Source organism: Brevirhabdus sp., from assembly GCF_052826345.1.
In genome coordinates this window covers 1-23134 of sequence record NZ_JBRBUA010000015.1, presented here as the reverse complement: position 1 = coordinate 23134, position 23134 = coordinate 1, and the positions used below count along the sequence as shown (strand labels likewise).

Here is a 23134-nt window from a genome sequence, read left to right as displayed (position 1 = left end):
GAAGCAGTTCCAGCGCCAGGCGATTCCAATGTCCACCACGGCAACCGCGGGTCCGGTCCCTTCCGATGGCTGGCCGGGGCGCAAAACCCGGTTCCTGAACCGGCTGCACGCGCGGTTGAGTTATCTCGCGCGGCCTTCGGCGGGCTTCATTTCCCAGCCCGAGCCGAAAACGATCGGCAGCTACGCGCGCGGCAATCAGCTGCTGGCGGGGAAGTTCATGTTCGCGGGCCATCTGGTCGAAGACGCGGACCGTTCGATTTTTGCGATCGACATGCCTTCCGCCGCCTTCGCGCAGGAGGTTCACGGCTTTGCCTGGCTCGACGATCTGGCGGCGGTGGGCGATTTTCGCGCGCGCAAGAAGGCGCAGGACTGGGTGCAGGACTGGCTTGCGCGGTACGGGCGCGGCGGCGGACCGGGATGGATGCCCGATCTGGCCGCGCGCCGCCTGATCCGCTGGATCAACCATGCGGTGTTCCTGCTGAACGGTCAGCCCAAGGCGGCCTCGCAGGCCTATTTCCGTTCCTTGGCGCATCAGACCAGCTTTCTGTCGCGGCGCTGGAAAAGCGCGAGCCCGGGCCTGCCCCGGTTCGAGGCGCTGACCGGACTGGTCCATGCGGGGCTGGCGCTGAGCGGGATGGCGCGCCACGTCCAGCCCGCGATGCGCGCGATCGCCGCGGAATGCGGCACGCAGATCGACGCAGGCGGCGGCATTCCCACGCGCAACCCCGAGGAGCTGCTGGAGATCTTCACGCTGTTGAACTGGGCTGCCGCGGGGCTGAGCGAATCGGGGGGCATGGCGATGCGCGACCATCTGCTGACGATCGAACGTATCGCGCCGACGTTGCGGGCGCTGCGGCATTCGGACGGCGGTCTGGCGCGGTTCCACGGCGGCGGCCGCGGCCAGGAGGGGCGTCTGGATCACGCGCTCGCGGCCTCGGGGGTGAAATCGGCGGCCAACACGGGGCTGTCGATGGGATTCGCGCGGATCGTGGCGGGGCGCACCAGCATTATCTCGGACGCGGCGCCCCCGCCCGCGCGCCCGGTGTCGCAGAATGCCCATGCCAGCACCCTCGCGTTCGAGCTGACTTCGGGGCGGCGGCCGGTGATCGTGAATTGCGGCTCGGGGGCGGCTTTCGGCGATGACTGGCGCCAGGCCGGGCGGGCGACGCCGCTGCATTCGACGCTGAGCATCGAGGGGCTTTCCTCGTCGCGGCTGGGGCGGCGCCGGATGATCGGGGGCGTCGCGCGCGAGTTGCTGCGCGATGCGCCCGACGATGTGCGCGTGCAGCAAACCAGCTCGGCCGAAGCGCATACCCTGCTGCTGGGGCACAATGGCTATGTCCGCAGCCACGGTCTGACCCATGTGCGTCGGCTGGAGCTGAGCGCCGATGGCCGGTGGCTGTCGGGATCGGACACGCTGGGCGCGTTGAGCGCGCCCGACCGGCGGCGGTTCGAGCTGCACCTGAACCGCAGCGCGACGGATCACGTGCGCTTCCACATCCGCTTTCATGTCCATCCCGATGCGGTGGCGGAGCTGGACCTTGGCGGCACGGCCGTGTCGCTGGCGCTGAAATCGGGCGAGGTCTGGGTGTTTCGCCAGTCGGGCAGCTTGGCGCAGCTGAGCCTGCAAAACAGCGTCTATCTGGAAAAGCTGCGCTTGCAGCCGCGCCAGACCCGCCAGATCGTCCTGAGCGGATCTGTCTCGGATTACTCGGCCCAGGTGAACTGGACGCTTGCCAAGGCACAGGATACACCGACGAACATTCGCGATTTCGAGCGCGACGAGATGATGTTGGATTGATACTCCCGAAAGGTTCCCGCCCCATGACCGACCAGATCCCCGTGCGCCGCGCGCTTTTGTCCGTATCCGACAAGACCGGGCTGGTCGATCTTGGGCGGTCGCTGGCCGCTCGCGGGATCGACCTGCTGTCGACCGGCGGCAGCGCGCGCGCATTGCGCGAGGCGGGGCTTCTGGTGCAGGACGTCTCGGAAGTGACCGGCTTTCCCGAGATGATGGACGGGCGTGTCAAGACGCTGCATCCGGCGGTGCATGGCGGCCTGCTGGCGCTGCGCGACAACCCGGAACATCTGAGCGCGATGGAGGCCCATAACATCGGTCCGATCGATCTGCTGGTGGTGAACCTCTACCCGTTCGAGGAGACCGTGGCAGGGGGCGCGGATTATGACGCCTGCATCGAGAACATCGACATCGGCGGCCCCGCGATGATCCGCGCCGCCGCCAAGAACCACGCCTTTGTCAACGTGGTGGTGGATTTGCAGGATTACGAACCCCTGCTGGCCGAGATGGACGCCAACCACGGGCGCACGCGCTATGCCTTTCGCCAGCAGCTGGCGCTGACCGCCTATGCGCGCACCGCCGCCTATGACGCGGCCGTGTCGACCTGGATGGCCGGCGCGCTGGAGCAGCCCGCCCCGCGCCGCCGCGCGGTGGCGGGCACGCTGGCCCAGCCACTGCGCTATGGCGAGAACCCGCATCAGGGCGCGGCCTTCTACACCGACGGTTCGAACCGGGCGGGCGTCGCGACCGCCAAGCAGCTTCAGGGCAAGGAGCTTTCCTACAACAACATCAACGACACCGACGCCGCGTTCGAGCTGGTCGCGGAGTTTGCCGCGGACGACGGCCCCGCCTGCGCGATCATCAAGCACGCGAACCCCTGCGGGGTGGCGCGGGGCGACACGATGCTGGACGCCTACCGCCGTGCCTATGACTGCGACCGCACGTCTGCTTTCGGTGGCATTGTCGCACTGAACCGGCCGCTGGATGCGCAGACCGCCGAGGAAATCACCAGCATCTTCACCGAGGTGGTGATCGCCCCCGGCGCCGACGAGGAGGCGCGGGAGATCTTCGCGCGCAAGAAGAATCTGCGCCTTCTGACGACCGAGGGTCTGCCCGATCCGCGCGCGGGGGCGCTGAGCGTCCGCCAGGTGGCGGGCGGCTTTCTGGTGCAGGACCGCGACAACGGCCATGTCACCCGCGACGCGCTGAAGACGGTGACCAAGCGCGCGCCGACCGAGCGCGAGCTCGAGGATCTGCTGTTCGCCTGGACCGTCGCCAAACACGTCAAGTCGAACGCGATCGTCTATGCGCGCCAGGGGACCACCGTGGGCATCGGCGCGGGCCAGATGAGCCGGGTCGATTCCACCCGCATCGCCGCGCGCAAATCCCGGGACATGGCCGAGGCGCTGGGCCTGGTGAAGCCGCTGACGCTGGGCTCGGTGGTGGCATCCGATGCCTTCTTTCCCTTTGCCGACGGTTTGCTGACGGCGGCCGAGGCCGGTGCTACGGCGGTGATCCAGCCCGGCGGGTCGATGCGCGACGAAGAGGTGATCGCCGCCGCCGATGAGGCCGGACTGGCAATGGTCTTCACCGCCATGCGTCATTTCCGGCACTGAGCCGATGCGCAGCCTTTGGATAACCGCTTGCGCCGCGCTGCTGTTCGATCAGATCGCGAAAATCTGGGTGGTGTTCGGTCTGGATCTGCAATCGCGGATCAGCATCGAGGTGTTTCCGCCCTATCTGGTGTTCCAGATGGGGTGGAACCGGGGTGTGAATTTCGGCCTGCTGGGCGGGGACACGCAGCTGATGCGCTGGGCGTTGATCGCCGTGGCGGTGGTGATTTCCATCTGGCTGGTGGTCTGGGCGCGGCGCAAGTTTCACCGCCCGCTGGAATTCGTGGCCGCGGGGCTGGTGGTCGGCGGCGCGCTGTCGAACGCGCTGGACCGTGTGATCTACGGCGCAGTCGCTGATTTTCTCAGCCCGTCTTGCTGCGGATTCGACAATCCCTATACGTTCAACACGGCCGATGTGTTCATCTTTGCCGGGGCCATCGGCCTGGTGCTGCTGCCTTCGGAGGAGAAGACCCCGTGACGCGCGTTTTCAGATGCGGTAAGGCTAGGCCCGTTGGGGCGAAGGAGGCCTAGATGGTCATCGAGAAGACATTTCTGAAACGGGCGATCGCCCTCATGTCACTGGCCGTTCTGACAGCCTGCGGCAGCGAGGTTCCGCGGCTCATGAATGTCACCTCCGACGGGACGCCGGATGAATTCGCGATCCTGCCGAACAAGCCGATCCAGATCCCCCAGAATGTCGCCGCCCTGCCGGCGCCGACGCCGGGTCAGGCCAATCGCGTCGACCCCACGCCGCGCGGCGATGCGGTCGCGGCGCTGGGCGGCAACCCCGGCGCATTGGTGCCCACCGGCGTGGTGCGCGGCGATCCCGGCACGCTGCGCTATGCGACGCGCTACGGCGTCACGCCGGGCATCCGCACGACGCTGGCCGCCGAAGATCTGGAATACCGGCGCCGCAACGACGGGCGCCTGCTGGAGCGTCTGTTCAAGCAGAACCTCTATTACGACGCCTACGCCCCCTATTCGCTGGATCAATACCGCGAGCTGGAGCGGATACGGCGCGCGGGCATCCGTACCGTTAGCGCCCCGCCGCCGCCGAAGTAGAGCCCCCGCGCCCGTTTTCGCCCTGTACGGGACCAGTACGGGGCGCGCCGGTCACAACCTCGTATGGGCGCTTGAACCTGCCGCGATTGGCGATAGGGTCTGGCCAACTCTCCGGTAGCGAGGACCGTCATGCTGCGATTGCTGTTTGCCCTAATGTTCACCATCGGCTCCGGGCTGGGGGCCCGGGCGGCGGAAATCGATGACAACGTGACCAGCTTTACCCTCGCCAATGGCATGGAAGGCGTCGTGATCGAGGATCACCGCGCGCCGGTCGTCGTCAACATGGTCTGGTATCGGGCCGGTTCGGGGGACGAACCGCCGGGCAAGTCGGGGATCGCGCATTTCCTGGAACATCTGATGTTCAAGGGCACCGATCAGGTGGCCTCGGGGGAGTTCTCCAAGATCGTCGCCGCGAACGGCGGGTCGGACAACGCGTTCACCTCCTGGGATTATACCGGATATTACCAACGCGTCGCCGCGGACCGGCTGGAGCTGATGATGAAGATGGAGGCGGACCGGATGGTCAACCTCAAGCTGACGGCCGAAGACGCGGTGACGGAACGCGATGTCATCCTCGAGGAACGCAACCAGCGCACCGATTCCGACCCGGCCGCGCTTTTTGCCGAACAGCGCAACGCCGCCCTTTACCTCAACAGCCCCTACGGCCGCCCCATCGTCGGCTGGCGACAGGAAGTCGAAGCGCTGACCTTGCAGGACGCGCTGGATTTCTATGACATCTATTATTCGCCCAACGATGCCGTTCTGGTCGTCGCGGGCGATGTCGATCCCGACGAGGTCAAGAAACTGGCCGAGACCTATTTCGGCGCGATCCCCCGCAATCCGCGCCTGCCCGAGCGTGCCCGCCCGCAAGAGCCGCCGCAGCTTGCCGAGCGCCGGGTGATGTTTCACGACGCGCGCGTGGCGCAGCCCTATGTGACCCGGTCCTATCTCGCGCCCGAGCGCGACAGCGGCGCGCAGGAACCTGCCGCGGCGCTGACGTTGCTGGCGGATCTGCTGGGCGGGCATTCCGCCACCTCTTTCCTGGGGCAGCGGCTGGAATTCGACCGCAAGCTCGCGCTTTACACCAGCGCCGGCTACGGCGGCACCAGTCTCGACGCCACCAGCTTCAACTTTGTGGTGGTGCCCGCCGCGGGCGTCACCCTGCCTGAAGCGGAGGCCGCGCTCGACGATGCGCTGGGCAGCTTTCTCGATGAAGGCGTGGACGAGGCGGCGCTGACGCGGATCAAGCGGCAGCTGCGCGCCTCGACGATCTACGGGCTGGACAGTCTGCAGGGGCAGACTCAGCGCTACGGCGCGGCGCTGGCGTCGGGGCTGACGGTCGAGGACGTGCAGGCCTGGCCCGAGATCCTTCAGTCGGTGACGGCCGACCAGATCATGACGGCGGCCCGGGATCTGCTGGACAAGCGGCGTTCGGTGACGGGCTATTTCATGGGCGCGGACGCCCCGTCGGTAGAGGGGACACAACCCGAAGCGGCTGCGCCTGACACCGCCGCGCCCGCCAATCTGCCGTCGGCGCCGCCGGTGGCTGTCCCCTCGATGGAGGTCACGCAATGATCCGTTTCGCCGTCGCCCTGTGGCTGGGGCTGAGCCTGCCGTTCGCCGCCGCCGCCATCGAGGTGCAGGAAGTGACCTCGCCAGGCGGCATCCACGCCTGGCTGGTGCAGGAAAAATCCATTCCCTTCGTCGCCTTGCAGATAGACTTCAAGGGCGGTGCGTCGCTGGACCGGCCCGGTAAGCGGGGGGCGATTTCCTTGATGACCGCCCTTCTGGAAGAGGGCAGCGGCGACATGGACGCCCGCGCCTTCGCCACCGCGACGGAGGAACTGGCCGCCAGCATCAGCTTTGACGTCGGTGACGACGCGTTGTCGGTCTCCGCCCGCTTTCTGAACGAAAACCGCGATCAGGCGGTGGCGCTGCTGCGGCAGGCGTTGACCGATCCGCGGTTCGACGCGGATGCGATCGAACGGGTGCGCAGCCAGATCCTCTCGATGATTTCCTCGAACCTGAAGGACCCGCAGTCGATCGCATCGCGCGTGTTCAACAAGCAGGCCTATGGCGATCATCCCTATGGGTCCAACGAGTCCGGCACGCTGGAAAGCGTGGGCGCGCTCGATCGGCAGGATCTGGTCCAGGCGCACCGCGATGTGCTGGCGCGCGACAACGTCGTCGTGGGCGCGGCGGGCGATATCTCGGCCGAGGAATTGGGCAAGCTGCTGGACAACCTGCTGGGCGATCTGCCCGAAACCGGCGCGCCGCAGCCGAAGGACACGGAGATCGCGATGAAAGGCGGCGTGACCGTGGTGCCCTTCGACACGCCGCAATCCGTGGCGCTCTTTGGCCAGCAGGGCATCGCGCGGGACGACCCCGATTTCTTTGCCGCCTTCGTGATGAACCATATCCTGGGCGGCAGCGGGTTCGAATCGCGCTTGATGACCGAGGTGCGCGAGAAACGCGGGCTGACCTATGGGATCGGCACCTATCTGGTGCCCAAGGAACACGCCGCCCTGCTGTTGGGGCAGGTGGCGTCATCCAACGACAGGATGGCCCGGACGGTAGAGGTGATCCGCGAGGAGTGGGCCCGCATGGCGCGCGACGGCGTCAGCGCGCAGGAGCTGGAGGACGCCAAGACCTTTCTGACCGGCGCCTACCCGCTGCGCTTTGACGGCAACGGCCGCATTGCCGATATTCTGGCGGGGATGCAGCTGACCGGCCTGCCGCTGTCCTACATCGACACGCGCAACGACATGGTCAATGCCGTGACGCAGGAGGATATCAAGCGCGTGGCGAAGCGCCTGCTGAATTTGGACACGCTGAATTTCGTGATTGTCGGCGAGCCCGAGGGGATGAAGTCGATCAATTGATCTGACCAATGGTCGAATCGGCGCGGTGCTGCTAGATGTCGTGGCATGGTAGAGCCGACACGCAACATACATCATGCAGCCACACGCATCAGGCAGTTGGACGATGCCGCGATCAACCGGATCGCCGCCGGTGAGGTCGTCGAGCGGCCCGCCTCCGCGGTCAAGGAACTGGTGGAAAACGCGCTGGATGCCGGTGCCTCGCGGATCGAGGTCGCCTATGCGGACGGCGGCAAGACCCTGATCCGCGTCACCGACGACGGGCACGGCATCGCCGCCGACGATCTGCCACTGGCGCTGTCGCGCCACGCGACCTCCAAGATCGACGGCAGCGATCTGCTCAACATCCACAGCTTCGGCTTTCGCGGCGAGGCATTGCCGTCGCTGGGCGCCGTCGGGCGGCTGAGCCTCATGTCGCGTGCAAAGGGCAGCAGTGAGGCGGCGGAGATCCGCGTGGCGGGCGGGCAGCTCGATCCGGTCCGCCCGGCCGCCTTGCCGCGCGGCACCGTGGTCACGCTGCGCGATCTGTTCCACGCGACGCCCGCGCGGCTGAAGTTCCTGCGCAGCGACCGCGCCGAGGCCCAGGCGATCGGCGATGTGGTGCGCAGGCTTGCGATGGCCGAGCCGCATGTCGGCTTTACGCTGACCGATGTGTCGGGCGGGGGCGAGGGCCGCAGCCTGTTGCGGCTGGACCCGGCGCAGGGCGAATTGTTCGATGTGCTGGCAACCCGGCTGACGCGCCTGCTGGGCCGGGATTTTTCCGCCAATGCGCTGCGCATAGACGCCGAACGCGAGGGCCTGCGCCTGACCGGCTTTGCCGCGCTGCCCACCTATTCGCGCGGCAGCGCGGTGACGCAGTACCTCTTCGTCAACGGTCGCCCGGTGCGCGATCGTCTGCTGTTGGGGGCGCTGCGCGTGGCCTATCGCGATTTCCTCAGCCGTGACCGGCATCCCGCGGCGGTGCTGAACGTGATCTGCGATCCGCAGCGCGTGGACGTCAACGTGCATCCGGCGAAAGCAGAGGTGCGGTTCCGCGATCCCGGCCTTGCGCGCGGTCTGATCGTGTCGGGCCTGCGCCATGCGCTGGCCGAGGCGGGGCACCGTGCCTCCACCACCGTCGCAGGGTCTGCGCTGGGCGCGATGCGCCCCGAAGGGGCGGCACCGGCCGCGCGGATCTATCAGATGGATCGTGCGGGTTTTGGTGCGGCGCATCCGGCCAGAACGTGGCAGGCACCCGATCGCGCCGGGCTGCCCGCGGCAGGGTCGGCGCCAGGTTTGGCGCCAGATCTGGCGGCGGCAGAGCTTGCGCCGACGGATGCACCGGGCTTTGCCGAGACCGCCGCCCCCTCGGCGCGTGCCGAAGAGACCGCCCCCGATCCGCAGGCGCAGGCCCTGCCACTGGGGGCCGCGCGCGCGCAGCTGCACGAAAACTACATCGTCGCCCAGACCGAAACCGGCATGGTGATCGTCGACCAGCACGCCGCGCATGAACGGCTGGTCTATGAAAGGCTCAAGCGCCAGATGCAGCAGAACGGGGTCGCCTCGCAAACGCTGCTGATCCCCGAGATCGTCGAGCTTTCCGAGGATGACGTCGGCCGCCTGCTGGATTTCGCGCCCGAACTGGCGCGCTTCGGCCTGGTGTGCGACGCCTTCGGCGGCGGGGCGATCGCCGTGCGCGAAACCCCCGCGATCCTGGGGCAGGTCGACGCCGCCGGGCTGATCCGCGACATTGCGGACGAACTGGCGGATCTGGGCGACAGCGGATCGCTCGCCGCGCGGCTGGAGGCGATCCTGAGCCGGGTGGCGTGCCACGGCTCCATCCGGTCGGGTCGGCGTATGCGCGCGGAGGAGATGAACGCCCTGCTGCGAGAGATGGAGGCCACGCCCCATTCCGGCCAGTGCAACCATGGCCGCCCCACCTATGTCGAACTCAGACTGGCCGATATCGAGCGGCTGTTCGGACGCGCATGAACACCACCTTGCCCCTTTCCGTCGATTTCAACGACCCGCTGGTCTGGCTGGCCGGTGCAGGCATCGCATCGGTTCTGATGATCCTGTTGTTGTTGGCGCTGTCGCTGCGCGCAGCGGGGCGTTCCGCGCGCAGCACCGAGCCGCTGATCAGCAGCATCGGGCAGCTGGGCGCGCGGGTGCAGGCGCTGTCGGACGGGCAGCACCAGCTGGCGGGCGGGCTGCGCAGCGTCAGCGAGGCGCAGGCGATGGCGCAGGCGCGCATGGTCCACACGATGGAACAGCGGCTGGAGGAAGTGCAGAAATCGATGGGCGACACGCTGCACGGCAGCGCCAATCGCACGGCGCGGTCGCTGGGTGAATTGCAGGAACGGCTTGCCACCATCGACAAGGCGCAGGCCAATATCGAAAAGCTGTCGGGCAATGTCCTGTCGTTGCAGGATATCCTGTCGAACAAGCAGACGCGCGGCGCCTTTGGCGAGATCCAGTTGAACGACATCGTGTCAAAGGCGATGCCGCCCGACAGCTATACGTTTCAGGCAACGCTGAGCAACGGCAAGCGCGCGGATTGCCTGATCCACCTGCCGCTGCCACCGGGGCCGCTGGTGATCGACGCGAAATTCCCGCTGGAGGCCTATGAGCGTCTGCGCAGCGCCGCCAATGCCGCCGAGCTGGCAGAGGCCGCGCGCCAGATGCGCACCGCCGTGCGCCACCACATCCGCGCGATTTCCGAGAAATATATCGTCGAGGGCGAAACCGCCGACGGCGCGTTGATGTTCCTGCCCTCCGAAAGCGTCTATGCCGAACTGCACGCGAATTTTTCCGACATCGTGCGCGAAGGCTTCGCCGCGCGGGTGTGGATCGTTTCACCCACCACCTGCATGGCGACGCTCAACACGATGCGCGCGGTGCTGAAGGACGCCCGGATGCGCGAACAGGCCGGCGCGATTCGCAAGGAACTGGCGCTGCTGGATGCGGATGTGGATCGGCTGGGCACCCGCGTCGCGCGGCTGGACACGCATTTTCACCAAGCCGCGCGCGATATCGCCGAGATCAAGATCTCGGCCGAAAAGGCCGGTCGCCGCGCCAAGCGGCTGGATAATTTCGACTTCGAGGATCTGGCGCCCGATCAGGACGCCGCATCGCAATCGCCGCTGGACCGCGGACCCGAAGCCGCGCTGCTGCGGGGCGAGGGCGGCGGCCTCTGACGCTCAGATCCCGATGAAGCGTTGCGCCAGACGGGGCAGCAGCGAATTGAACCGCAGCGGTGCATCGGTCGCGGCCAGACAGATGCAGGGCATGGCGTCATCCGCCACCGGCGTATGCGTGACCGAGGTGTCGGCCATCTCCAGATCGCCGGGGCCGAAGCGGTCGTTGCTGTCGCGGAACGAGCCGCGCAGCACCAGCGTCAGTTCGCGCCCCTCATGGCCATGATCGGGCAGCGAGGTGCCCGGCGGGATGCGCAGCAGCCGCGCCACCGCCGGAGGCTTTCCCGTCACGACCGCCTGGGACACGCCCAGCCCCACCGGCCGCCAGCGCAGCTGTTCCAGATCGGCGCCGATATAGTCGCGCAGCGGCTGCGGCACGTCGCGGCCGGCCGCGCCGGAGGAGGAGACGGGCGCAGGATCGCGCGGCTCCGGCGCCTGCTGCAATTCGGCGCGCGTCAGCGTGCGGTCCAGCAGGTCCGGCGCGATCGGCGCGGTTTGCGATTCCAGCAACGCCCCGCCGATGAACTCGTGGTAGATCACCGTGGCGCGGCAGCTGTCGCATAGCGACAGATGTGTCGCGATCACCAGAGCGAAGGCCTCGGGCAGGCGGCCCGCCGCATGAGCCTGCAACAGCGCGTCGTCGGGATGGTGTCTGGGTTCGGTCATCCTGTCGGTCCCATGCTGTGGCGCAGTTTCTCGAGCGCCAGCCTGATGCGGCTTTTGATCGTGCCGAGCGGCAGGCCGGTTTCCTCGGCCACCTGGCTGTGCGTCCGGTCACCGAAATAGACGCTTTCGATGAGCTTGCGCTGCTTTTCGGGCAGGCCCGCCATCGCCGCGCTCAACCGTGCGGCGTCCTGCTGGAGGGCCAGCGTCTCCAGCGGTGTGACATCGGGTTCCGGTCCCCAGGGCAGCTCTTCGGGTTCGGGGCGGCGCACCTTGCGCAGCGCGTCGATCATCCGGTTGCGCGATATGGTGAAGATCCAGGTCGCGACACTGGCGCGCGATGCGTCGAACTGATGCGATTTCTGCCAAACCGTTGCCATGACGTCCTGCACACATTCCTCGGCCAGCGCGTCCGACGCCCCGCTGCGGATCAGGAACGCCTTGATCCGGGGCGCGAAATACACGAACAGCTCCGCAAACGCGGCCTTGTCGGCCCGCGTCCTGATGCGAACGATGTGATCCAGCCAAAGCTTTCGTTTCTCATCCGCGGTTACGTTCACCTGCTGCACCTGCCTTTCGGATCGCACGGGGTGACGGCATTTGGCCGGTCATGCACGATCTGACGACAGCCTGCGGCGCGGGTGTCTTTCCCGAGGGATACGCGCGCGGGCGGTCGCCGGATCAATAGCAATTTTTCTCATCCGATTTCAATTGGGCTACGTATTCCGGTCAGCCATGCAGAAAAGGGCCAGAGATGCCGTTTGAATACCAGGGACCGTCCGGCAAGCGGATTGCCGTCATCGGGGGCGGAATTTCCGGCATGGGCGCGGCCTATATGCTGGCCGGGCAGCACCAGGTGGTCCTCTACGAGGCGTCGGGCGCGCTGGGGGGGCACGCACGCACCGTGATGGCGGGCCGGCGCGGCGATCAGCCGGTCGATACCGGGTTCATCGTGTTCAACAAGGTCAATTACCCGCATCTCACGCGGCTGTTCGAAAAGCTCGACGTGCCGATCGCAAAGAGCAACATGAGCTTCGCCGCCTCGATCGACGGGGGGCGGGTGGAATACGGTCTGCGCAGCCTGGCCACCGTTTTCGCGCAGAAACGCAACCTGCTGCGCCCGTCCTATCTGCGCATGATCCGCGATGTCCTGCGATTCAACGCGCGCGCGTTGCAGGCCGCGCAGGACCCGGCCGTGACGCTGGGGATGCTGCTGGATCAGCTGCAACTGGGCGATTGGTTCCGCAACTATTACCTGACCCCGCTGTCCGGGGCGATCTGGTCGACCCCGCCCGCGCATATGATGGATTTCCCGGCGCAGGCCTTTGTGCAGTTCTTCCACAACCACGCGCTGCTGGATCACAGTGGACAGCATCAATGGTACACGGTGCGCGGGGGATCGGTCGAATATGTCGCCCGTCTGCGCGCCGCGATGCAGGCCCTGGGGGTGGCGCTGCGCGTGAACGCGCCCGTCGCGCATGTGCGCCGCGCCGCCGAGGGCGTGGAAGTCACCGGCACCGATGGCCAGATCGACAGTTTCGACGAGGTCGTTTTCGCCACCCACTCCGACGATACGCTCGGCCTGCTGCAAGATCCCGAACCCGTCGAGGCGCGGGCGCTCGCGGCCGTGCGTTACCAGCCGAACGAGGCCGTCCTGCACAGCGATGCTTCCGTCATGCCGCGCCGCCGGGGCTGCTGGTCAAGCTGGAACTACACCGAGCAGTCCGGGCGCAGCGGCGGGCCGATCGATCTGACCTACTGGATGAACTCGCTGCAGCCGATCCCGCAGGACGATCCTCTGTTCGTCACGCTCAACAGCCAGCGCCGGATCGACCCGGCGCGCATCCACGACCGCACGGTCTTTCGCCACCCGGTGTTCGATCTGGACGCATTGGCCGCGCAGGACACCCTGCGCCGCGTGAATGGGGCGGACCGGATCTGGTATTGCGGCGCCTGGATGCGGAACGGCTTCCACGAGGACGGTTATGCCAGCGCGGTTGACGTCGTGCGGCGATTGGGCGAGGTTCCGGCATGGGCCTGACACCGGAACATATTGTCGGCCGGACGATGCACAGCAGAAGCGGCGCCATCGCCAATCGGTTTCGCTATGGCATGGACTATCTGCTGACGCAGCCTGACAGGGATGCGACACGGCGCAGCCCCCGTCTGTTTTCGCGCAACCGTTTCAACCTCATGGCACTTCACGACAGCGATCACGGCGGCCCCCCCGGCAAAGGGCGCGGGCCGGATTGGGTTCGCCAAGTGCTGCGGAACGCAGGCCAGGACGGGCTTTGCGATAGCCCGATCCTGCTCTTGTCGCAGCCGCGCGTGCTGGGCCATGTGTTCAACCCGGTCAGCTTCTGGCTCATCCAGGATGCGCAAGACCGCTTGCGAGCCGTGATCGCGGAGGTCAGCAATACCTTCGGCGACCGCCACAGCTATCTCTGCGTGAAGCCCGACGCGACGCCCATCGGCCCGGACGACCGGCTGACGGCGCGCAAGATCTTCCACGTCTCGCCGTTTCAGCCCGTCGCGGGCGCATATACCTTCCGCTTCGACATCACGGCGCAGCATGTCGATATACGTATCGCCTATGACGACGGCGCAGGCGGCGGCTCAGATGGCGGTGCACACGGCGGTGCACACGGCGGTGCACACGGGGGGCCGCACCACGCGGGGCGCGGCGGGCTCGTGGCGACGTTTTCGGGGGCGCGCCGGCCGTTGACGGATGCCTCCATCCTGCGCGCCTGCCTGCGCCGCCCGTTCGGATCGCGCCGGGTGCTGGGGTTGATCCACTGGCAGGCGCTCAAGCTGTGGTGGAAAGGGGCGATCTATCGCCCGCGCCCGATGCCGCCCGAATCCGAAGTGTCGCAATGATGTGCGTCCCGGGCGTTTTGACGTTTGCCCTTGCGCAGGCAGGCAAGGTGATATCGGCTGCGCCAGCCCGCGCGCGGCATCCTTCCAACGGCTGAGGAGCCCACATTGGAGCCAATACTCTGGAGTTTCGTCGGCGCGCTCGCGGCCCTTGCCCTGGCTTGGTATTGGCATGCCCGTTGCGGCTTTGTCGCGCAGGAACCCGACGATTATGCCGATCAGGGGCCGGTCTTCGATGTCCGCAGGCATCTGGACGGCCATCTTCTGTGCCAGGGCGTGATCTACGGCCCCTCCGGGCGCGTGGTGTCGCGGTTCGAGGCGGACATGGATACCGTCTGGACCGGGAACGAGGGCGTCATGTCGGAGGAGTTCCGCTACGACAGCGGCGAGACGCAGCATCGCAAATGGCTGCTGACCCTCAATGGCGACGGCAGCTTCGCTGCCCGCGCGGATGACGTGATCGGTACGGGCGTGGGGCGTCAGGCGGGGGCGGGTGTGCATCTGTCCTACCGCATAAGGCTGCCGCAGAGCACGGGCGGCCACGTGCTGAAGGCGACGGACTGGATGTACATGCTCAACAACGGCACGATCGTGAACCGCAGCCAGTTCCGCAAGTTCGGCTTTCGGATCGCGGAGCTCGTCGCCACGATATCAAAGCCCTGATGCGCGATTTCAACGGCAGGCGGTACTGGATCGTCGGCGCGAGCGAGGGGCTGGGCCGCGCGCTTGCGCATCTGCTGGCCGATGCGGGCGCCGAACTCATCCTGTCGGCACGTTCAAGCGACCGGCTGCATGCGCTGGCGGCCGAACTGCCCGGCCAACCGCGCGTCGTTCCCGTCGACGTGGCCGAGGCCGCGTCGCTGCGCAGCGCGGCCTCGCAGCTGGGGCCCATCGACGGCGTGGTTCAGATGACGGGCGTGTACTGGCCGATGCCCGCCGCGCAATGGGACCCCGACCTGATCGAGAAGATGTGCGACATCAACTTCACCGGCACGGCACGCATCCTGGGCGCGGTACTGCCCGCCATGCTGGCGCGGGGCGCGGGTCATATCGTGCTGACGGGCAGCCTCTCGGCGTATCGCGGGCTGCCCGGGTCGGTGGGCTACGGGGCCAGCAAGGCCGGCATCATGGTCATGGCCGAAAGCCTGCACGCCGATCTGCGCGGCACCGGGCTGGAGGTGCAGCTCGCCAATCCCGGATTCATCCGCACCCGGCTGACCGACAAGAACGATTTCCGCATGCCCTTCCTGATGGAACCCGACGCGGCCGCGCACCGGATCTTCGACCAGATGCGCAGGGGCGGGTTCAAGCGCAGCTTTCCCGCGCCCTTTTCCTGGGTATTCCGCGCGGCGCAATTCCTGCCCGACAGCCTCTACTTCCGCCTCTTCTCCTGACGGGAGCCCCCGCAGTTCCAAAGGGCCGAAATATCCCCGCCGGAGGCATTCTAATCGCCCGTGGTGCGCGGCGGCGCAAGGTGGCTGCGATACGGTCGGATACATGCCCCGCCGCCCGCTCCGGCGGATGCGGGCCGGGCGCGATGCAACTGCGCCTTCGCTGCCGATGTGATATGCGGTGGAACAAAACTGTGTCCGGGGGAAACTTTGCCGCCGCGCCGTGCGTTCCTGTCAGGCAGACGCCGAACGGCGCTAGCGGCGTTGTGACGCCCGGTTGCTTGCCAAACGAGGGTAAAGTCACCGAAGATTGCCAGAACTGAACACATAGCCTTCCCGGAGACCTCATTATGCTCAAGACGCCGAAACTGCTGACCATCCTTGTCGGACTGGCAGCCGTGTCGACCGGAGCGGCCGCTGCCGATACCCGCACGGCGCTGGTGATCGGAAACGAGAATTACACCACGCTGGAACGCGCCGACGGCGGCGCCGCGGCGCAGCAGACGCAGCGGCGGCTGGAGCAGGCCGGTTTCACCGTCGTGCGCGCCAATGATCTGCGCAGCGATCAGATTGAACGCGCGCTGTCGGCCTACACGGATGTGACCGGCGGCACCGAGCAGCAGTTCATCCTGCTGACGGGGCGTTTCGTGACTTCGGGCAGCACCACCTGGTTTTTGCCGGTCGACGTGCCCGTGCCCACATTGGCCAACCTGCCGCAAAACGCTATCCCGGTCTCCTTGATCCTGGATCTTGCGGCGCAGGTGCCGGGCGAATCCGTGGTCGGGCTGGGCGAGGTCGGCAGCAACCGCCGCCAGCGACCGGAAACCGGGGTGATCGACGGGCTGGGCAACCTGAGGGTCCCCGACGGCGTGACCGTGATCACCGGCCCGGCGGCACGCCTGTCCGACTTCATGGCGCAATCGGTGCTGACGAACGGCACCGTCATCGACCGGGCGGTCAAGCGCGAGGGCAGGGGGCTGACGGCGCTGGGCTATCTGCCCGCGGATGAGAGTTTCCTGCCGCGGCAGTCCCGCCCCCAGGTGCCGCCCAGACCGGCGCCGTCGCGCGGCAACGACAGCGCCGACGCGGAGCGGGCCTATTGGACGGCTGTGAATGAAATCGGCACCGCCTCGGCGTTTCAGGCCTATCTCGACCGCTATCCGCGCGGCGATTTCGCGCGCTCCGCCCGCGATGCGCTCAAACGCCTGGACGAAGCGCCGACGCGAAAGGCCAGCGACGTCGAGAAAGCGCTGGATCTCAACCGCGGCGCAAAGCGTCAGATCCAGCGCAATCTGACCATTCTGGGCTATGATACGCGCGGCATTGACGGGATTTTCGGCCGTGGCACCCGCAACGCGATCGGCAATTGGCAAAAAGCCAACAATTTTGACGTGAACGGCTATCTCGACCGCCCGCAGCTTGCCGCGCTTACGGCGCAGGCCGACAAGCGGGCTTCCGAAGTCAGGGCGGAGGAGCGTCAGGCGCAGGAAGAGGAGCGCCGCAAGGACGGCGCCTATTGGCGCCAGACCGGGCGGGGCACCAGCGAATCGGGCATTCGCGACTATCTGAAACGCTATCCGGAGGGCCGTTTCGCCGATCTCGCGAAATCCAGGCTCGAGGAATTGCGCAGGTCGCAACGCGCCAACACCGAGGCACGCGAACGCTCCGACTGGGATAACGCGGTGTCGGTGGGAACGATCCAGGCGTACCGGGACTATCTGCGCAGCTATCCCGACGGCATTTTCCACGATGAGGCCACCAATCGAATCGCCCGATTGCAGGATCAGGCGCAGAAACAGAACCGCAATGACGCGCGCGCCGAATCCGCCCGCGCCGAGGAGCAGCAACTTGCGCTGGCGCCGGTGACCTTTCTGTTGGTCGAAAAGCGCCTCGCGTCGCTGGGGCTTGACCCCGGGCCCGCCGACGGCCGCATGACAGAGCAGACGCGGCGGGCGATCCGGGAATACCAGCGCACGCGCAATCTCGATGTGACCGGCTATCTCAGCCGCCAGACCGTCGTGCGCATCATTGCGGAGGCGGTACAGTAAGCCTTCGCCGCTGCGGTTGGTGCCGCCCGGGTCCGCTCATCGCATGGCCGCGCGAATGCTCGGCGGCGCGAACCGCCGCTGAGCCAGTTTTGGCCTGCCAGCGTGAACGCGAGGTCGACGACTCTTGCCGGGGTCCGGGGGTGTAGTATCCTGAATGTGCGGCGGCAAATCCCTGCCGTCGACATTTTGGGTAAACGACGATGCCTACATCAAATCAGCCATCCAAACCCTCGACCCCCAAACAGGGCGCCTCCTCGGGGTCTCACTCGGGCTCCCAGGGGCCCAAGAAGGACGCTCCGGGCCAGAAGTCGGGCCGGAAAAAGCGCTAAGGGCCAGAAGGCGGGCCGGGAAGATGCCAAGAGCCGGAAAGACGCCAAGTGAATGTGACCGGGCCGCTTCTATCTGCCCGTCGCGACAAGGACTGAAAATAGGCGCAAAGGCTATGAAGCGCGCTTGCTCTCGTCCCGCACCGAACCGGATTTCAGTACCGCATGTTTGATGAAAAACATCATTCCTCCCACATTGGAAAAACCCGCCGGAGCGATCCGGCGGGTTTATTCATGCGAGCTGATAGCAGGCGTCAAGCTGTCGCGGTCAGGCGATCAGCCCTGGCGGGCCTTGAACCGGCGCTGCGTCTTGTTGATGACGTATACGCGGCCTTTGCGGCGCACGACGCGGCAGTCGCGGTGCCGATTTTTCAGCGAGCGGAGCGAGTTGCGGACCTTCATGGTCTTCCCCTTCGTCGCGGCGCGCGAGCGCCTGGTTGAATTCCGTGCCCCCGGATGGAGGCGATGGTGGGCGGTACAAGGTTCGAACTTGTGACCCCTTCGATGTCAACGAAGTGCTCTACCACTGAGCTAACCGCCCTTACCGACCGGGTCCGCCTGTCCCTAAATGAACAGGACGCGGCAGAACCGCGTCGGTTCGCAGGGCTATAATGGGAGTCGAAGAAGTGTTCAAGGGCTTTTGAATGCCTAAGTTTTACCTCTATATCCAAGAGCAGAGGAGATTGCATGACCCAAGCGCCCTATCGTCTGATCCTGCCGGAGCCGTGCACGACCTGCGTGGTTTTCGCCTCTCCGCACAGCGGCAGGGATTACCCGGATTCGTTTCTGGCGCAGACGATCCTCGACGGGCGTGCGATCCGGTCTTCCGAAGACGCTTTTGTCGATCTGCTGTTCGAGGATGCACCGCGTTTCGGGGCGCCGCTGCTGGCCGCCTCGGCGCCGCGCGCCTTCGTCGATCTGAACCGCTCGGTCGAAGAACTGGACCCCGCGCTTGTCGACGGGGTGCGGCGCAGCCAGCTGAATCCGCGGATCAGTTCCGGCCTGGGCGTGATTCCGCGCGTCGTGTCGAACGGCCGCGCGATCTATCACGGCAAGCTGACGCTGGGCGAGGCGCAGAACCGGATCGCCCAGCACTGGCGGCCGTATCATGACACCTTGCAGAATTTGCTCGACCGCGCTCATGGCAGCTACGGCGAGGCGATCCTGATCGACCTGCATTCCATGCCGCATGAGGCCATCGAGGGCGCGGTGAAACCGGGTCAGAGACGGCCCGAGATCGTGCTGGGCGACCGTTTCGGCGCCGCCTGTGCCGAAGAGGTGATGGATGGGGTCGAGCGGGCATTCCAGCGCGCCGGGCTGCACGTCGTGCGCAACGCCCCCTTCGCCGGGGCCTATATCGCGCAGCGTTACGGCAGGCCTTCGCGCCGTCAGCATGCCATTCAGGTGGAAATCGACCGTTCGCTTTACATGAACGAACATATGATCCGTCCCAACGGCAACTTCAAAAGCTTCCGCCGCCTGATGCGTGCGGTGATGGAAGAGATTGCCGCGCTGGGCCGCCGCAACCAGCGCCTCGCCGCGGAATAGGGCGGACCGCTGGCAGGACGGCGGGCGCGCGCGAGCCTAGCGCAGCGCCCGGCCCCTGACGATCGCCTTGGCCCCGAAACGCGCGCGGATGGCATCGGTGGCGCGTTCCGCGGCCTTGCGCCGCGCCGCGCCGGGGTCCAGCAGATCGCCCGACAGATCCGCCATCGCGGCCGGGACCAGTTCGCTCAGCCCGACGCCGATCAGCCGGTAAGGCCCAGCATCGCCCAGCTGGTCGTAAAGATCGCGCGCCTTGCGATAGATGTGGTCGGCGTAATGCGTGGCATCGCGCAGGCCCGTGCGGCGCGTCAGCACCTTGTGATCCGATCGCTTGAGTTTCAGCGTCACGACGCGGCCCGCCAGACCGCGCGCCTTGGCGCGGTCGGAGACCTGTTCGGCCAGCCGCCAGATGTGCCCGTCCAGGATCTCCGTCGCGCCGGTATCGACGGAAAAGGTGGTTTCCTTGGAAATCGAGCGGACCGGCGCATCGGGTGAGACGCGCCTGACGTCCTGGCCGCGCGCGAAATGCCACAGCCTGTCGCCCATGCTGCCGAATCTGCTGTGCAGATCCTTGCGATCCCAACGCAGCAGATCGGAAATGCTGCGAATGCCCGCCGCATCCAGCGCCGCCTGCGTCGCGCGCCCCACGCCCCAGATCATCGAGACCGGCTTGTCGCGCAGAAATGCCGTGGTTTCCGCCTTGCCGATCACCGAAAATCCGCGCGGCTTGTCCAGGTCGGAGGCGATCTTGGCGAGAAACTTGTTGTGCGACAGCCCGATCGAGCCGCCGATCCCGAGGTCGGCCTGCATCCGGCGCACCAGCCGCGCCAGCATCACGGCGGGAGGGTGCCCGTGCAGCCGCTGTGTGCCCCCCAGGTCCAGAAACGCCTCGTCCAGCGAAAGGGGCTCCACCGCCGGGGTGAGTTCCAGCATCATCTGGCGAATGGCGCGCGAGACCTCGGCGTAGACCTTCAGGCGGGGCTTCACGACCACGGCCTCGGGGCACAGTTGCAGCGCCTTGAACATCGGCATCGCGGAGTGCACGCCGCGGATGCGCGCGATATAGCAGGCTGTCGTCACCACGCCGCGCTGTCCGCCCCCCACGATCACGGGCACATCGCGCAGCGCCGGGTTGTCGCGCTTTTCGACGGATGCGTAAAACGCGTCGCAATCCATATGCGCGATCGTCAGTTCGCTCAGCTCGGGATGGCTGACGACGCGGGGCCGTCCGCAAGCGGGGCAGCGGGCCCCTCCCGGAAAACACGTCAGGCAGTCGCGGCAGAGGCTGGTCATGGGGATAGGATAGCCCTGTGCGGAGGAAGCGACAATATACCGAAGGCGATCATCTATTGCTAACGAATCGGGTGCTATGATCGGGAGAACATCCGGGGAACTTTGCGTGACAGATGATTTTACAGAGGCACGGCTGGCTCTCGTCGGCAATGGCGCGCTGCTTGTGCAGCGGCGGGTCGAAACGGCGGGCGCCGCGGCGCACCGCGACTGGGACCTGCCCGGCGGCGCCCGCGAATCTGCCGAAAGCGCCGAGGATTGCGTGATCCGGCACATATGGGAGGATCTTGGCCTGTTCCTGGGGGCGGGCGATCTGATCTGGCGGGGCCGCTACGGCGCCGATCCGCCCGCGTCGGGCGAAGACTGGCTTTTTACGGCCGCGCTGACGGCGGAAAGACTTGCGACCCTCGGCGACGGGGGCGGACGCGCCGATTGGCAGCTTTGGGGCGTGGCGCAGTTTCTGCGCGACCCGCAGATGCCGGACCCGCTGCTGTCCCGGCTGGGAAATTTCCTCTTTTCGGAAGGAGTGATCCGATGATCGAGATACGCGTCGATACCGGCAGGGCGGTGCCCGTCTTGCGGCCGCGCGACTGGAAGTTCGCCCTGGTGCGCGCGGCCATTCTGGAGGCTGTGGAACACCTCGGGGCGCCGGAATTCCCCTGCCGCGAGTTGCCCGCGGCCGTCGCCGCCCGCCTGACGGCACGCCAGCGTGCGGCGCTCGGATCCATTGGATGGATCACCAAGATGGTGATGTGCGAAATGCAATTGGCAGGTGAATTGCGGCTCAGCAGCACGGGCGGGGCGGGTCGGATGGCCCGGACCGTGCCGTGATGTGGCCTTGTCCGGCTCCGATCGGGCCGGGGCTGCGGCTCAGCTGCCGGACAGCTCCGCCAGGATCGCATGGGCGGCCGCGCGCGGATCCTCGGCCTGCCAGATCGGGCGGCCGACGACGATATGATCCGCCCCCGCGGAAATCGCCGCCGCAGGTGTTGCGGTGCGCTTCTGATCGCCCCGCGCGGCACCTTGCGGGCGCACGCCCGGCGTCACGATCAGGCGACCGGCGGCTTCGGGCAGGGCGCGAATGGCCTCTGCCTCCTGCGGGGAGGCGATAACGCCGTCCGCCCCGGCCTCCAACGCGCGCGCCGCGCGTTCCAGGACCAGGCTGCGCAGATCGCCGGATTTGATGCAGCCATCGTCGAGATCGGCGCGGTCCAGCGATGTCAGAATCGTCACCGCCAGGATCTTCGTGGCGCGGGTGCCTCTGCCTTCCGCCGCGGCCCGTACGACGTTGGGGTCGCCATGGACGGTCAGCAGATCCAGATCGTATCCGCAAAGGCCCCGCACTGCCGCTTCGATCGTGGCGCCGATGTCGAAGAGCTTCATGTCCAGAAAGATCTTCTTGTCCTGATCCTGTTTCAGCTCATTTGCCAGGGCCAGCCCGCCGCCCGTCAACATGCCCAGCCCGATCTTGTAGAAGGAGACCGCGTCGCCCAGTTCCGATGCAAGTTTGAGCCCCTGCAAGGCATCGGGCACGTCGAGCGCCACAATGAGGCGATCGTCGGAGGAGGGGGCAGGTTGCATCATCGGCGGCGCCTTTCGGTCAAGGTTGAGCGTCTCGATGCCAGAACGCCCGCCGCAAGACAAGCTCCAGCGGAACCGAGGGCCTTTTGGAACGTTTTCCGGGTGCCCCTATTTTCGAGCAAGGAGTTCATCATGTCTACCACAGCCGCCGCGCGAATGGATCGGAAAGGTCGCCCCAGCCTGATCGTGCCCCTTGCCATCGTGTCGGTCAGCGTCGTCGCGCTGATCGTCGTCTTCTTTTTGTTCACGCAAGGTCAGGATGAGCCGTTGGCCGGGATCGATGCCGTCGGTGAGCAGTCAAAGAAGGACAACGTGGTAGATCCCGGTGCCAATACGCCTGTCGCCTCGCCGGAGACCACCGCCTCGACGCTGGAACAGACGCCCGATGGCAGCGCATCGCTTCCCACCACGCCGTTGCAGGATCAGGCCGCCGATCAGACGGTCGGCAGCACGGATGGCGCGCCGCAGCCGAATGCCGCGCAGACCGCCCCTGCCGCACAGGCACCGTCGGATCAACCGCAACCTGCGCAGCCTCCGGCACAGGCGCAGCCCCAGACTGCTCAACCCCAGACCGCCACGCAGCCGCAACCGGCGGATCAGAACGCGCAACCCGGCTCGGCGACGACGTCGCAACCGGCCACTGCGCAATAAGGGGAAAAGCAGCGGCCATGCCGGACCCTCGGGCGTGGTCGCGACCCCCTGCGCAGGCGCGTCGGCCGGGTCTGGCTGCGACCGGGGTTCAGACACGAAAAGGCCCGCCGGATGGGCGGGCTCAGACTGCTGACAAAGTCCTCGCCTTGTGCGGGGACTTTTGATTCAATGGGGTATGTTGAGAAAGCCTTCCCCGCAGCAAACCGAGCTTGAGATGGTGACGCTGGAGCAGTTGGT

General features: G+C 66.7%; 22 protein-coding genes and 1 tRNA gene. 17 read left to right on the top strand and 6 right to left on the bottom strand.

All coding sequences use genetic code 11. The features are described from left to right. The first annotated feature begins 28 nt into the window (after nt 1–28). The 8 genes from ACU0BR_RS02205 to ACU0BR_RS02170 all read left to right on the top strand — a co-directional run bounded on the left by ACU0BR_RS02205 (nt 29) and on the right by ACU0BR_RS02170 (nt 10528). Complete coding sequence (locus tag ACU0BR_RS02205; protein ID WP_446155206.1) at nt 29–1801, top strand: heparinase II/III family protein; 1773 nt, start codon at nt 29–31, stop codon at nt 1799–1801. 23 nt (nt 1802–1824) lie between these two features. Continuing rightward, the gene (gene purH / locus ACU0BR_RS02200; RefSeq protein WP_446155205.1) at nt 1825–3414 is read left to right on the top strand and encodes a bifunctional phosphoribosylaminoimidazolecarboxamide formyltransferase/IMP cyclohydrolase; all 1590 of its coding nucleotides are present in this window, start codon (nt 1825–1827) and stop codon (nt 3412–3414) included. Between the two features lie 4 nt (nt 3415–3418). Then, nucleotides 3419–3889, top strand: a complete 471-nt coding sequence (gene lspA, locus ACU0BR_RS02195) for a signal peptidase II (RefSeq protein ID WP_446155204.1) — start codon at nt 3419–3421, stop codon at nt 3887–3889. Nucleotides 3890–3942: 53 nt separating this feature from the next. Next, nucleotides 3943–4473: a DUF3035 domain-containing protein gene (locus tag ACU0BR_RS02190; RefSeq protein ID WP_446155203.1), complete on the top strand. Its 531-nt coding sequence runs from the start codon at nt 3943–3945 to the stop codon at nt 4471–4473. Nucleotides 4474–4602: 129 nt separating this feature from the next. Next, nucleotides 4603–6048, top strand: a complete 1446-nt coding sequence (locus ACU0BR_RS02185) for a M16 family metallopeptidase (RefSeq protein ID WP_446155202.1) — start codon at nt 4603–4605, stop codon at nt 6046–6048. Then, nucleotides 6045–7355 (top strand): M16 family metallopeptidase, encoded by a 1311-nt coding sequence (locus tag ACU0BR_RS02180; RefSeq protein ID WP_446155201.1) that lies wholly within the window; start codon nt 6045–6047, stop codon nt 7353–7355. The genes ACU0BR_RS02185 and ACU0BR_RS02180 overlap by 4 nt, the downstream gene beginning before the upstream one ends. 45 nt (nt 7356–7400) lie before the next feature. Next, entirely contained in the window at nt 7401–9323 is a 1923-nt protein-coding gene (gene mutL / locus ACU0BR_RS02175; RefSeq protein WP_446155200.1) for a DNA mismatch repair endonuclease MutL, read from the top strand. After that, nucleotides 9320–10528, top strand: coding sequence for a DNA recombination protein RmuC (locus tag ACU0BR_RS02170; protein ID WP_446155199.1), 1209 nt, complete (start codon nt 9320–9322; stop codon nt 10526–10528). The genes mutL and ACU0BR_RS02170 overlap by 4 nt, the downstream gene beginning before the upstream one ends. 3 nt (nt 10529–10531) lie before the next feature. Here the strand turns inward: ACU0BR_RS02170 and ACU0BR_RS02165 are convergent, their stop codons facing one another. Then, a complete protein-coding gene (locus tag ACU0BR_RS02165; RefSeq protein WP_446155198.1) occupies nt 10532–11194 on the bottom strand; it encodes a ChrR family anti-sigma-E factor in 663 nt (220 codons plus the stop codon). After that, a complete protein-coding gene (locus ACU0BR_RS02160) occupies nt 11191–11715 on the bottom strand; it encodes a sigma-70 family RNA polymerase sigma factor (protein WP_446155223.1) in 525 nt (174 codons plus the stop codon). Before ACU0BR_RS02160 ends, ACU0BR_RS02165 begins: the two co-directional genes overlap by 4 nt. Nucleotides 11716–11945: 230 nt before the next feature. On the opposite strand from ACU0BR_RS02160, the gene ACU0BR_RS02155 reads away from it, so the two are divergent. The 5 genes from ACU0BR_RS02155 (at nt 11946) to ACU0BR_RS02135 (ending at nt 17504) form a co-directional block, all read left to right on the top strand. After that, nucleotides 11946–13232: an NAD(P)/FAD-dependent oxidoreductase gene (locus tag ACU0BR_RS02155; RefSeq protein WP_446155197.1), complete on the top strand. Its 1287-nt coding sequence runs from the start codon at nt 11946–11948 to the stop codon at nt 13230–13232. Further along, complete coding sequence (locus ACU0BR_RS02150; protein ID WP_446155196.1) at nt 13223–14068, top strand: DUF1365 domain-containing protein; 846 nt, start codon at nt 13223–13225, stop codon at nt 14066–14068. Before ACU0BR_RS02155 ends, ACU0BR_RS02150 begins: the two co-directional genes overlap by 10 nt. A 105-nt stretch (nt 14069–14173) precedes the next feature. Further along, nucleotides 14174–14728 (top strand): DUF3833 domain-containing protein, encoded by a 555-nt coding sequence (locus ACU0BR_RS02145; RefSeq protein WP_446155195.1) that lies wholly within the window; start codon nt 14174–14176, stop codon nt 14726–14728. Continuing rightward, on the top strand, nt 14728–15459 hold the full coding sequence (locus tag ACU0BR_RS02140) for an SDR family NAD(P)-dependent oxidoreductase (protein ID WP_446155194.1): 732 nt from the start codon (nt 14728–14730) through the stop codon (nt 15457–15459). Before ACU0BR_RS02145 ends, ACU0BR_RS02140 begins: the two co-directional genes overlap by 1 nt. A gap of 347 nt (nt 15460–15806) precedes the next feature. Next, nucleotides 15807–17504 (top strand): peptidoglycan-binding protein, encoded by a 1698-nt coding sequence (locus tag ACU0BR_RS02135; protein ID WP_446155193.1) that lies wholly within the window; start codon nt 15807–15809, stop codon nt 17502–17504. Nucleotides 17505–18106: 602 nt separating this feature from the next. Here the strand turns inward: ACU0BR_RS02135 and ykgO are convergent. Continuing rightward, nucleotides 18107–18232 (bottom strand): type B 50S ribosomal protein L36, encoded by a 126-nt coding sequence (gene ykgO, locus ACU0BR_RS02130; RefSeq protein ID WP_005850168.1) that lies wholly within the window; start codon nt 18230–18232, stop codon nt 18107–18109. A 64-nt stretch (nt 18233–18296) separates the two neighbouring features. After that, nucleotides 18297–18371 (bottom strand) — tRNA-Val (locus tag ACU0BR_RS02125). A gap of 146 nt (nt 18372–18517) precedes the next feature. Between ACU0BR_RS02125 and ACU0BR_RS02120 the strand changes: the two genes are divergently transcribed. After that, complete coding sequence (locus ACU0BR_RS02120) at nt 18518–19378, top strand: N-formylglutamate amidohydrolase (protein WP_446155192.1); 861 nt, start codon at nt 18518–18520, stop codon at nt 19376–19378. Nucleotides 19379–19414: 36 nt separating this feature from the next. Here ACU0BR_RS02120 and ACU0BR_RS02115 read toward each other — a convergent pair whose 3' ends face one another. Then, the gene (locus tag ACU0BR_RS02115) at nt 19415–20668 is read right to left on the bottom strand and encodes a DNA polymerase IV (protein ID WP_446155191.1); all 1254 of its coding nucleotides are present in this window, start codon (nt 20666–20668) and stop codon (nt 19415–19417) included. Between the two features lie 106 nt (nt 20669–20774). On the opposite strand from ACU0BR_RS02115, the gene ACU0BR_RS02110 reads away from it, so the two are divergent. Beyond that, the gene (locus ACU0BR_RS02110; protein ID WP_446155190.1) at nt 20775–21203 is read left to right on the top strand and encodes an NUDIX domain-containing protein; all 429 of its coding nucleotides are present in this window, start codon (nt 20775–20777) and stop codon (nt 21201–21203) included. Beyond that, nucleotides 21200–21496, top strand: coding sequence for a DUF6958 family protein (locus ACU0BR_RS02105; protein WP_446155189.1), 297 nt, complete (start codon nt 21200–21202; stop codon nt 21494–21496). The genes ACU0BR_RS02110 and ACU0BR_RS02105 overlap by 4 nt, the downstream gene beginning before the upstream one ends. Before the next feature lie 39 nt (nt 21497–21535). Here the strand turns inward: ACU0BR_RS02105 and pyrF are convergent, their stop codons facing one another. Next, a complete protein-coding gene (gene pyrF, locus ACU0BR_RS02100; RefSeq protein WP_446155188.1) occupies nt 21536–22249 on the bottom strand; it encodes an orotidine-5'-phosphate decarboxylase in 714 nt (237 codons plus the stop codon). A 129-nt stretch (nt 22250–22378) separates the two neighbouring features. On the opposite strand from pyrF, the gene ACU0BR_RS02095 reads away from it, so the two are divergent. Further along, entirely contained in the window at nt 22379–22897 is a 519-nt protein-coding gene (locus ACU0BR_RS02095) for a hypothetical protein (RefSeq protein ID WP_446155187.1), read from the top strand. Nucleotides 22898–23134 lie beyond the last annotated feature (237 nt).